The following is an 11,059-nucleotide window of genomic DNA, read 5'->3' as shown; positions in this document are numbered from 1 at the left end:
GCCCCCAACAGTCGCGATCGCGTCCGAAGGCAGGTTTCAAGCCTGCGAGAAACCTGATCGCGCAGCGAGCCGCTAGGCGAGTTCGGAGCGATGCAGCGATCGCACGCAGTGCCCGCCGAAGGAAGGCCCTCTAGGACCTGACTCCAAGGGTGATGAAGCAATACCGCGGAGCCGGAGAATACGGACGCGACCACCCCAGCCACCACCGTAACCCCGCAACAACCCCAACGCCTGCGATCGCGTCCGAAGGCAGGTTTCGAGCTTGCGAGAAACCTGATCGCGCAGCGAGCCGCTAGGCGAGTTCGGAGCGATGCAGCGATCGCACGCATTGCCCGCCGAAGGGAGGGCCCCCAGGGCCCGACCGCCAAGGGCAATGCAAACAAGCACAGCAATGCAAATAGACACCATCGGGTGCCGGGGGCCTGCTGCAGCGGTCAGAGGAGCAGGACGCCCCGGCACCCGACGGGGATCAGGAGAGTTGCGTCTTCATTTGACGTTCACGGCCTTGCGGTACATGCCGGTGACGGTGGCCTTGCCCTTGGGCGGGACGGTGGCCAGGTACTGGACGAGGACGGTGGTGTCGAGGCGGGTTCTGGGGGTTCGGGCCGGGGCGAGGCCGACGAGGTCGCCGCTGACGGTCAGCCGACCCGGGCGGGAGGAGGAGTACGCCTCGTTCTGCTGCAGGACGTACCAGACGAGGGCCCCGCGGTCCTTGGTGCGCAGCGCGTAGATCGTGTAGGGCGCGGCGGAGAACCTGGACGAGAGGGTCACGCCGCGTCCGGCCAGGGTCTTCTCGCCGCGCTTGAGGGCCTTGTAGGTCTCGGTGGTCTGCGGGCCCTCCGCGATGACGGACGCGCCCGCGGCGCGGGGGCCGTCGGTGAGGAGTGCGGCGTGTGCGGTGGGCAGCTTCGCCGGGGCGACGGCCAGGCCCTTCGCGTCCGGGGTGACCGGGGTGGCGTAGCCCTCGGGGTCGAGCGCCACCTTGCTCAGGGACGCCTCACCGGGGTGCGGGTCGGCGGCCAGCAGCCACGGGGCGCCGGCCTTGGCCCGGGTGAACAGCATCGCGTGCCGCAGGGCCTGCTTGTCGCGGCCGGTGACGGCTCCGGCGGCGAACCACTGCGGGTAGCCGGTCAGGCGGGGGATGTAGAACGACGTCTCGGTGAACTCAAGCTTCGCGGCCGGCTGCTTGACGGCGCGCCGGAGCCGGAGCGCCGCGACGTCCATGGTGAGCTGCGGGTCGGTCTCGATGGCGCGCAGTGACCGGCGGTCGAGGCCCCGGCCGGCGCGGTCGGCCGCCTGGGTGAACGACGCCAGCACCCGCTCGGCCTGCGCCTTGGTCAGCGGGGGCTTGCCCGCGGGCTCCGCCGGATCGGCGGACGAGGCGGCGCCGGAGCATCCCGCGCTCAGCGCCGCGGCGAGCAGGCTGGACGTGAGGAGTGCGGTTGCGGCGATGGTACGTGCGGGCACAGTGCCCCCCGAGTGGCGACGGCGATTCCGGACCGCCAGTCATCCTCGCAGAGTGACCATGGAGTCACGCTGTGAACACGAAACCTCGTCGGAAGATCTCGCCTCAGGCCGATTCGGTCTCCCGCTGGCGCATCCAGCGGATCTCGGCCTCGATGAACTCGTCGATGTCGCCGTCCAGGACCGCGGAGGGGTTGCCGACCTCGACGCCGGTGCGGAGGTCCTTCACGATCTGGTACGGGTGCAGCACGTAGTTGCGGATCTGCGTGCCCCAGCTGCTGGTGCCCTCGCCGCGCAGCGCGGACATCTTCTCTGCCTCCTCCTGGCGCTTGCGCTCCAGGAGCTTGGCCTGCAGGACGTTCATCGCCGTGGCGCGGTTCTGGATCTGGCTGCGCTCGTTCTGGCAGGACACGACGATGCCGGTCGGGAGGTGCGTGATCCGCACCGCCGAGTCGGTGGTGTTGACGCCCTGCCCGCCCGGCCCGGACGAGCGGTAGACGTCCACCCGCAGGTCGTTCTCGTCGATGTCGACGTGGTCGCTCTGCTCGACGACGGGGACGACGTCGAGGCCCGCGAACGACGTCTGCCGGCGGCCCTGGTTGTCGAACGGGGAGATCCGCACGAGCCGGTGCGTGCCGTGCTCGCCGCGCAGCGTCCCGTAGGCGTAGGGGGCCTTGACCGTGAACGTCGTGGACTTGATCCCGGCCTCTTCGGCGTAGGACGTCTCGTAGACCTCGGTCGGGTAGCCGTGCCGCTCGGCCCACCGCAGGTACATCCGCTGGAGCTGCTCGGCCCAGTCGGCCGCGTCCACCCCGCCCGCCTGCGCGTTGATGGTGACGAGCGCCTCCCGGGAGTCGTACTCGCCGGACATGAGGGTGCGGACCTCTAGCTGCTCGACGGCCTTGCGCAGCGCGGCCAGCTCCTCGTCGGCCTCCGCGCGGGTGTCGGCGTCGTCCATCTCCTGGGCGAGCTCGTACAGGGTGGCGGCGTCGGCGAGCCGCTGCCGCAGGCCCTCGATCCGGCCCAGCTCGCTCTCCAGGTACGACAGGCGGCGCGTCACCGACTGGGCGCGCTCCTGGTCGTTCCACAGGTCAGGGTCGGCCGACTGCTCGCGCAGCTCGGCGATGTCCCGCCGCATGCCGTCGAGGTCCAGCACGTGCTCGATGCTGGACATGGTCGAGCCGAGCTCCTTGAGCTGTTCTTCGGGTTCGGTGCCTGCCACGCCCCCGAGCTTAGCGCCGTCCGGGCACTACACTGCTCATCGCGGCCCTGTCCATGAGGCCCCTCCCCGCGCGCCGCTTTCGCCGCGGAGGGGATCACTCGGCCAATACCATGTGGATGGCAGAATCACGGGCCGAGGACGCCGGCCGGAAGGCGGCCGGAGGGAACTCGGTCCGGGGGACGGTCTGTGCACAGGTTCACGCGGATGATCGCGGCCGTGGTGCCGCTCGTCCTGGCGCTCGCCCTCGCGGGGTGCGCCGGGGACGAGACGGAGGCGCGGCCCACCGCGAGCGTGCCCACGACCGCGCCGCCCGAGCCCGTCGCGCTGACCCCGGACGTAGCGGAGCAGGCGTTCCGCACGTATGTCACCGACGAGGACGTGGCCAGAGCCGCAGGCGACGAGCGGCTGGCGCTGACCTGGACGTCCGACGGGCAGTCCCAGCTCACCGCGGCCGAGTTCCGTGAGGCGGCCTACGACGGCGACCCGGTGCGGCGGTTCGTGTACGGCGACCCGGAGCTTTACGTACCGAAGCTCAAGGACGACGCCTACCCGCAGTGGTTCGTGACGTCGGTGAAGCGGTCCGTCCTAGGGGAGCGCAAGAGCGAGCGCACGGTTCTGATGGCGTTCGTCCTCCGCAAGCCGTCCGACGACTGGAAGCTCACGTTCGCGACGGAGATGCACCGCAAGGCGAAGGTGCCGGATGTCGCCATCGATGACGACGGCTATGCGGAGGCGCTCAGTTCGGACGACACGTCCCTTCTGATCCGTCCTCGCGACGTCATCGGTATCCACGCCACGGTCGCCGCAGAAGGCGAAGGCAGTGTCGCCGCCAAGGTGATGAAGGCGAGCGCCGTAACGACCGGCTTCTACAAGGACGCCAAGCGAGCCAAGAAGAAGGCCAAGGCGGACGACCTCACGCTGCAGGTCGTCTACACGGCCACGCCCTACCCCTACTTCGGCCTCCGCACGGAGAGCGGCGGCGGCCTGATCGTCTACTCGCTGTTCCGGAACACCTCGCTCATCGCCGAGGACCCCGACACGCCCAAGCCGGAGATCCCGGAGGACGCCGAGCACCTCCTCGACGGGACCGTCGAGGGGAACCAGGTCAACACCAGCGCGACCCTGCACTTCGCCGCCTACGACCCGCCGCGCGAGAAGAAGGACGGCGAGAAGAAGGACGGCTACGAGAAAGACGGCGACGAGAAAGACCGGAAGGGCGGCGGCAAGAAGGACGGCGGCCGGCCGAAGGCGCACGTCATCGCCGACGAGGGGGCGATCTCCAAGGCCGCCACCCCGCCGCTGGAGAAGCAGCCCTGAGCGACCTTCGCCGGAGGCGGTCCCGCGGTCAGCCGTAGGCGCGCTGCAGGACGAGGGCGACGAGCAGGAGGGCGACGAGGCCGGCGAGGACGAGCGCGGGCGACGTGAACGGCCCGTGGCTGTGCAGTTCCGAGCGGGCCTCCCGGCAGATGGGGCAGCGGCCTTCCACCACGGGGTTCGAGCACCGGGCGCAGATCAGGTGTTCGCAGCTCATGTCGTGGGCCCCAATCTACGGTGACGGGCACGCGGCTCCGTGCGGGAAAACGTCGAGTGGTCTGCCGGCGGGTCTGCCGAGCGGTCTGCCGAGCGGGCCGGGGTCCGTCGACCTAATAGGTATCTTTCGCCATCATCCAGCGTAGCCGGACTGTATGGTCGTTCCGGCAAGTCCGGGGGCTTGACGGTATGAAACGGCCGGACGTCGGGAGACGGTTCACATGGCACTGATCGGACGGCACGCGCTGATCGGGGCATGTGCCGGTTCCCGGCCCCCCTACCACGTCGAGTGGGACGAGACAGTTGACCGTCCCCTCTACACTGCTCGAAGGCTCCGCGTCCCACCTGGTCGCGAAGCCGGGCGGCGCAGACCGGAGGCCGCGGAGGAATCCGCGGCCCGCGGGCCGGGCCGCTCCCCAACCCCTAGAGACCGAACCGCCGTGATGCAGCCGTGATCCACTTCGACAACGTCACCAAGGTCTACCCGAGCCAGAACCGGCCCGCCTTGCAGCACGTGAACGTCGCCATCGAGAAGGGCGAGTTCCTGTTCCTGGTCGGCCCCTCAGGCTCCGGGAAGTCGACCTTCCTGCGCCTCATCCTGAAGGAGGAGCGTCCTTCCCAGGGTCACGTGCACGTGGCCGGCAAGGACCTGAACAGGCTGAGCAACTGGAAGGTGCCGCACCTGCGCCGCAGGATCGGCTGCGTCTTCCAGGACTTCCGCCTGCTCCCCAACAAGAACGTCTTCGAGAACGTCGCGTTCGCCCTCGAGGTGATCGGCAAGCCGCGGCGCTTCATCGGCAAGGTCGTCCCCGAGGTCATCGACCTCGTCGGCCTGGAGGGCAAGGCCCACCGGATGCCGGACGAGCTGTCCGGCGGCGAGCAGCAGCGCGTCGCCATCGCGCGGGCGTTCGTCAACCGGCCGATGATCCTGCTGGCGGACGAGCCCACGGGCAATATCGACCCCGCCACCTCGATCGGCATCATGAAGGTGCTCGACCGCATCAACCGGACCGGCACCACCGTCGTCATGGCCACCCACGACGCCGCGATCGTCGATGCCTTCCGCAAGCGCGTCGTCGAGCTGGAGGACGGCCGGGTCGTCCGCGACCAGTCGCGCGGCGTGTACGGACAGGCCTACTGACCGTGTTCGCCGGGGAAGGCGGGAGCACGTCCGCCCGCCGTCCGGGCCGGGGCCCGGTACCCTCCACGGCACTTCCACCTGAACCATCGTTTCCTGCCGGCCCGTACGACTCCCCGAGGGCCACGCGGTAGGAACCGCCCCGCATCGGGCCACGTCGGCACGGCCCAAGGCTTCCGGCGGACACAGATCAAGGACAGCGAGGCATGCGCGTACAGTTCGTTCTCCAGGAGATCTGGATCGGTCTCCGCCGGAACATGACGATGACGATCTCCCTCGTCATCACCGTCGCCATCGCCATGGCGCTCTTCGGCACCGGGCTGCTCCTGCGGCAGCAGGTCGACTCCTCCAAGAGCTACTGGTACGACAAGATCGAGGTCTCGATCTTCCTGTGCGCCAAGACCAGCTCGAATCCGAGCTGCCAGAAGCAGGACATCACCGACCAGCAGCGGCAGGCGCTCAAGGCGCAGCTGGAGCAGATGCCGCAGGTCTCCGAGGTGCAGTACGAGAGCACGCAGGAGGCGTACGCCCGGTTCAAGGACCGCTTCGCCGGCTCGCCCGGCTTCGTGGAGAGCACCCGTGAGGGCGACATTCCCGACTCGTTCCGGGTGAAGCTGAGCAACCCCGAGGAGTACAAGGCGGTCGCGCAGGCGATGCTCGGGCAGCCCGGCGTCGACACCGTCATCAACGAGCAGGAGATCCTGAAGCGGTTCTTCCGGATCCTCAACGGCCTGCAGGTGGCGGCGCTGACGATCGCGCTCATCCAGGTGGTCGCCGCGGTGATGCTGGTGGGCAACACCGTCCGGCTGTCGGCGTTCAACCGGCGCCGGGAGACGGGCATCATGCGGCTGGTCGGCGCGTCCAACACCTATATCCAGCTGCCGTTCATCCTCGAAGGCGCCATCGCCGGCCTGATCGGCGGGATCTTCTCGTCCATCCTGCTGGTCTTCAGCAAGAAGCTGCTGATCGACAGACTCGCCGGGGACGTCCAACTCGTCAGCCAGCTCGGCTGGAGCACGGTGATAGCCGTCATCATCGTCTCCATCTGCTTCGGTGTGCTGCTGTGCGCGGTCGCGTCGTTCCTCACGCTGCGGAGATACCTGAAGATCTGACGCGGTGACCGGATCCGGCACAACCGCCGGATCCGGCGTCGCGCGCCGCTCTACACTTGCCGCATGCTCCGGATCGTGCCGCTCCCGGGGAAGCGGCCCCGGCGTCCCCCCGACCAGCGCGGAGCGGGCCGCCTGCTGCGCGGCACCGCCGTCGCCGTCGCCATCGCCGCCGCGTACGGCGCGGGGGCCGTGACCGGCTCGGGCCCGCGGCAGCCGACCGCGGCGGCGGACGGCTCGGTCTTAGGTGAGGCGGCCGCGCAGATCGGCCGCCGCGCGGCCGAACCCGTCCCCCGCGGCGACCTCGACCGCGCCGCCATCGAGGGCATGCTCGGTGTCTTGGACGACGAGTGGGCGCGCTACTACCCGGCCCACGAGTACGACGACGTCGCGGGGCGCCTCAACGGCGACTACGGCGGCGTCGGGCTGTGGCTCGGCACCAGCGGCGACGACGGCGGCCCGGTGCTCGTGGCGAGCGTCCAGCCGGGCACCGCCGCCGCACGGGCCGGTGTGCGCGCCGGTGACGTCATCACCGGTGTCGGGGGCTCGTCCGTGGCCGGGTGGGACGTCGAGCGTGTCGCGGAGGCGCTGCGGGGACGTCCCGAGGACGCCGTCGAACTAACCGTGGAGCGCGGCCGTCGAACAGTACGGTTCCATCTCGTCCGCACGCAGGTCTCCGAAGGGGACGTCACCGTGACCGATCTCCCGGAGGACGCCCGGCTCGTCCGGGTCGGCGCCTTCACGCGCGGTTCGGGGCAGCGGGTCCGCGCGGCCGTGGCCGGGGAGCCGCCGCGCGGCCGTCCGGAGGGCGGTGTCGTCCTCGACCTGCGCGGCAACCCCGGCGGCCTGCTGGAGGAAGCGGTGGAGACGGCCTCGGCGTTCCTGCGGAGCGGCCCGGTGGTGACGTACCGGCCGCGCGGGCGGCGGGCCCGCGACCTCGCGGTCACCACGCCCGGCGACGCGAAGACCCCGCTCGTCGTGCTCGTCGACGCCGGCACGGCCAGCGCCGCCGAGGTCGTCGCGGGTTCTCTCCGTGACCGCGACCGCGCGGTGATCATAGGATCGCGTACGTACGGGAAGGCGTCGGTGCAGGAGGCCGTGACGCTCGCCGACGGGTCGGTGCTCGAACTGACCGTCGGTCGCTACCGGACCCCGGGCGGCCGTAACCTCGACGGGGTGGGGATCGAACCCGACATCGCGGTCTCCGCGGACCGTCCGCCCCCGGTGGCCGAGCGGCGCGCCCGCGCCGTGCTGCGCGGGCTGCGCGCGGCCCAGCCGGACGAGTGACCCGGGCCGGAGGACGGCCGGCCCGACCGACCCCGACCCGACCGACGACCGACCGCCGGACCGACCGAGACGCCGGGAAAGACCGAGACGCCGGACAAGGATGATGACGTGGCACGGGACACCGGCCGTAAGAAGGACACCGGGCGCAGGCTCATCGCCCAGAACAAGCGCGCGCGCTACGACTACCACATCGACGAGACGTGGGAGGCGGGCATGGTGCTGACGGGGACCGAGGTCAAGGCCCTGCGCGCCGGACGCGCCTCCCTGGTCGACGGCTACGCGCACGTCATGGACGGGGAGGTGTGGCTGGAGAACGTTCACATCCCCGAGTACACGCAGGGCACCTGGACCAACCACGCCCCGCGCCGGCGCCGCAAGCTGCTGCTGCACAAGCGCGAGATCCAGAAGATCATCGCGAAGTCGTCCGAGCCGGGGTGGACGCTGATCCCGCTGGCGCTGTACTTCAAGGACGGCAGGGCCAAGGTCGAGATCGGTCTGGCCCGTGGTAAGAAGAGCTACGACAAACGCCAGGCCATCGCCAAGCGGGAAGCCGAGCGGGAGATGCAGAAGGCGGCTGCGGCCCGGTTCAGGAGACGGTGAAGGGTGTCGATGACGAACCGAGGCCGGGGGCGGCTCCCCGGCGGGATCCGTAGTACGCGGCGCCGGGCCGTCGCCCTGGCGGTGAGCGGCGCGCTGGTCGCGGGCATGGCGACGGGCTGCTGGGCCGAGCGGTCGGCGATGCCGGCCGTCCGCGACTTCCTGATCGCCTGGCAGGTCGGCAACTTCGAGGCGGCGGCCGGCAACACCGTCGGCGTCGACCGCCAGGAGGTCGCGGACGCGTTGAGCCGCGTCGGCCGGCAGCTCGACGCCGCGTCGCTGCGGCTGTCCCTCGGTACCGGCGTCACCGACAGCGACGTCGACCAGATCGTCCAGAACGGGGATGAGGCCGACGCGCGCTTCACCGTCAAGATCGACCTGGGCGAGAACGGCCAGCCGTGGGAGTATCCCGGGCTGATGCGGCTGAAGCGCGTCGGCGGCAAGTGGAAGGTCGTCTGGAGCCCGTCGATCATCCACACGAGCCTCAAGCCGGGGCAGCGGCTCGCCGTCGTGACCGAGGAGCCCAAGCGCGCCGCCATCACCGACACGCACGGCCGCTCCCTCGTGCGCAAGACCGGCGCCTATGACGTCGGGGTGTTCCCCGGGCAGCTCGCCGACCCGAAGAAGACCCTCGACCTGCTCGCCGAGCAGGCCAAGTTCGACGGCGGCCGGCGGCTGGACGCCGAACGCCTCCTCGGCCGCGTCCGCTCCGCCCCGCCGCAGGACTTCCTGCCGCTGCTGACCCTGCAGGTCCCCGCGAACAACGCGCTCGTCCAGCGGCTGACCGGCGTCCCCGGGCTGAAGTTCAACGCCGTCCAGGCGCCGATCGCCCCCGCCTACGCGCCCGAACTCGTCGGCACCCTCGGCCCCGCCACCGCCGACCGCCTCCAGCAGGTGGGCGCCCCCTACCAGCCGGGCGACACCATCGGCGTGAGCGGAATCCAGCTCCTCCAGCAGCGCCGGCTCGCCGGGACGCCCACCGTCCGCGTCGTCGCGCAGGACGAGTCGGGCGAGAACACCGAGGAACTGCGCTCCTGGGAGGGCCTGCCGCCGCGGGAGGTGCAGACCACCCTCGACCCGTCCTACCAGCGCAAGGCGGACAAGGCGCTCAAGGGGCTGCCCTACCCGGCGTCCATGGTGGTGGTGCGGCCCAGCACCGGCGAGGTGCTCGCCGTGTCCAACCACGGGACGGGCGGCACGAACCTCGCGTTCGAGGGCGAGTACCCGCCCGGGCTGACGTTCGGCATCGTCTCCGCCGAGGCCCTGTTCTCCGAGGCGGACATGAGCCAGTCGAGCGAGACGACCTGTCCCGACAGCGTCACCATCGGCGGCGAGACGTTCACCAACCAGCCCCGCGGCGACAGCACCTTCGCCAACCACTTCGCCGCGTCCTGCAAGACGACCCTCGCGCAGCTCAGCACGAAACTGGACGCGCAGACCTTCGTGAACGAGGCCGCCCAGCTCGGCATCGGCCAGGAATGGGGCCTGACCGTCCCGGCCTTCACCGGCTCCGTGCCGACGCCGGCCAACGACGGCGAGAAGGCGGCCATGATGATCGGTGAGGGCAACGTCCAGGTGAGCCCCCTCAGCATGGCCCTCGTCGCCGCCGCCGCGCAGAACGGCACCTGGAAGCCCCCGTACGTCCTCAAGGACATCCCCAAGACCATCCAGGCGCCCCCGCCGCAGAACCTCCAGCCCGAGGCCATCGCGAGCCTCAAGAAGGTCCTCGGCCGCACCGCCACCCACGGCAACGCCCGCGGCGCCCGCGTCGCCGGCGACCTCGTCGGCGTCGCCGCCCTGGCCGAGTACCGGGACGGCAGCCGCAGCAAGGCCGTCTCCTGGTTCGTCGGCAGCGTCGGCGACCGCGCCTTCGCCATCGCCGTCGAGGGCCGCGTCAACACCCCGAAGATCGCCGCCGACTTCCTTCGCGGCTGAGGTCCTGTTACGACTTTGTGATCTCTTTACGTCGGAGAGGCAACCAACCCGTGGCCCCCGGGCGTCTTTACGGGTGACTGAGATCCCGCTCGGGGGGTTGCGGGCTCAGTCGCCGTGAGAGACGGAGCCTCGTCTCGGGGGAGGCTCTGCCGTCCGGACCGGCCCGACCCTGCCGGTCGACCCCGGTGGACGCGATCGCGTCCACCGGGGTCCACGGCTGCCCAGGGGAATTACGTTGCCGTCCCGCACGTTATGCTTGTAACGTCATCGTGCGGACGTCCCCGGACTGCCGCTTTGACAACTGAACATGGGGGTGACCGGCTTCGACTTCGGTCGTTCGAGCCAGGGGAAGCGGGTCGAGGGTTGCTGTCGTGACCTCGTAAATCCTGTGACAGCAAACCAATAACTGCCAACAAGAAGCAGTCCGAGTTCGCCCTCGCCGCCTGAGCGAGGAGCGAACTCTGTCAGCCCGGTAGCGTCTCCGAACCGGGGTCTGGCATCGTAAGGAGACTCAACCTGCACGCCCGGTCGCGGGGCATGTAGGGACAGCGAACAGCGACTGAGCCCGTCGGCGACACGCCTGCGTGAGCGCCGGGGCTGAGAAAACGCCAAGCAGGCTGCACCCGGAGAAGCCCTGACTCTTCACCGAAGGACGCGGGTTCGATTCCCGCCACCTCCACTCTGGACGACCCGTGCTCGCCGCGCGCTTCGCGCGCGGCTTCGCCGGGTCGTTTCGTCGTTCCCTCTGGGGGGCGCCCCCCAGACCCCCGATGTGGG

9 protein-coding genes and 1 other RNA gene are annotated in these 11,059 nt (G+C 70.4%); 7 read left to right on the top strand and 3 right to left on the bottom strand.

Features of this window, described 5'->3' with window-relative positions; all coding sequences use genetic code 11:
- Positions 1-486: 486 nt before the first annotated feature.
- Positions 487-1,467, bottom strand: a complete 981-nt coding sequence (locus E1200_RS25375; RefSeq protein WP_131954591.1) for a hypothetical protein — start codon at positions 1,465-1,467, stop codon at positions 487-489.
- A gap of 103 nt (positions 1,468-1,570) precedes the next feature.
- Positions 1,571-2,686 carry a peptide chain release factor 2 gene (prfB, locus tag E1200_RS25370; protein WP_131954590.1) on the bottom strand — a complete coding sequence of 372 codons (1,116 nt, stop codon included), beginning with the start codon at positions 2,684-2,686 and terminating at the stop codon, positions 1,571-1,573.
- Positions 2,687-2,872: 186 nt separating this feature from the next.
- On the opposite strand from prfB, the gene E1200_RS25365 reads away from it, so the two are divergent.
- Positions 2,873-4,003 carry a hypothetical protein gene (locus E1200_RS25365; RefSeq protein ID WP_131954589.1) on the top strand — a complete coding sequence of 377 codons (1,131 nt, stop codon included), beginning with the start codon at positions 2,873-2,875 and terminating at the stop codon, positions 4,001-4,003.
- A 28-nt stretch (positions 4,004-4,031) separates the two neighbouring features.
- On the opposite strand, the gene E1200_RS25360 is transcribed toward E1200_RS25365, so the two are convergent.
- Positions 4,032-4,217, bottom strand: coding sequence for a hypothetical protein (locus tag E1200_RS25360; RefSeq protein WP_131954588.1), 186 nt, complete (start codon positions 4,215-4,217; stop codon positions 4,032-4,034).
- 450 nt (positions 4,218-4,667) lie between these two features.
- Between E1200_RS25360 and ftsE the strand changes: the two genes are divergently transcribed.
- The 6 genes from ftsE (at position 4,668) to ssrA (ending at position 10,964) form a co-directional block, all read left to right on the top strand.
- Positions 4,668-5,357 (top strand): cell division ATP-binding protein FtsE, encoded by a 690-nt coding sequence (ftsE, locus tag E1200_RS25355; protein WP_131954587.1) that lies wholly within the window; start codon positions 4,668-4,670, stop codon positions 5,355-5,357.
- Between the two features lie 203 nt (positions 5,358-5,560).
- Complete coding sequence (gene ftsX / locus E1200_RS25350) at positions 5,561-6,466, top strand: permease-like cell division protein FtsX (protein WP_131954586.1); 906 nt, start codon at positions 5,561-5,563, stop codon at positions 6,464-6,466.
- A 63-nt stretch (positions 6,467-6,529) separates the two neighbouring features.
- Positions 6,530-7,750, top strand: coding sequence for a S41 family peptidase (locus E1200_RS25345; RefSeq protein WP_131954585.1), 1,221 nt, complete (start codon positions 6,530-6,532; stop codon positions 7,748-7,750).
- Between the two features lie 108 nt (positions 7,751-7,858).
- On the top strand, positions 7,859-8,350 hold the full coding sequence (gene smpB, locus E1200_RS25340; RefSeq protein WP_131954584.1) for an SsrA-binding protein SmpB: 492 nt from the start codon (positions 7,859-7,861) through the stop codon (positions 8,348-8,350).
- A gap of 9 nt (positions 8,351-8,359) precedes the next feature.
- Positions 8,360-10,282 (top strand): penicillin-binding transpeptidase domain-containing protein, encoded by a 1,923-nt coding sequence (locus E1200_RS25335; protein ID WP_131954583.1) that lies wholly within the window; start codon positions 8,360-8,362, stop codon positions 10,280-10,282.
- 309 nt (positions 10,283-10,591) lie between these two features.
- Positions 10,592-10,964, top strand: a transfer-messenger RNA (tmRNA) gene (gene ssrA / locus E1200_RS25330).
- Positions 10,965-11,059: the final 95 nt, after the last annotated feature.

This window comes from Actinomadura sp. GC306 (assembly GCF_004348665.1).
Classification (GTDB): Bacteria; Actinomycetota; Actinomycetes; order Streptosporangiales; family Streptosporangiaceae; genus Spirillospora.
This window is presented reverse-complemented; position numbering and strand designations above follow the sequence as displayed.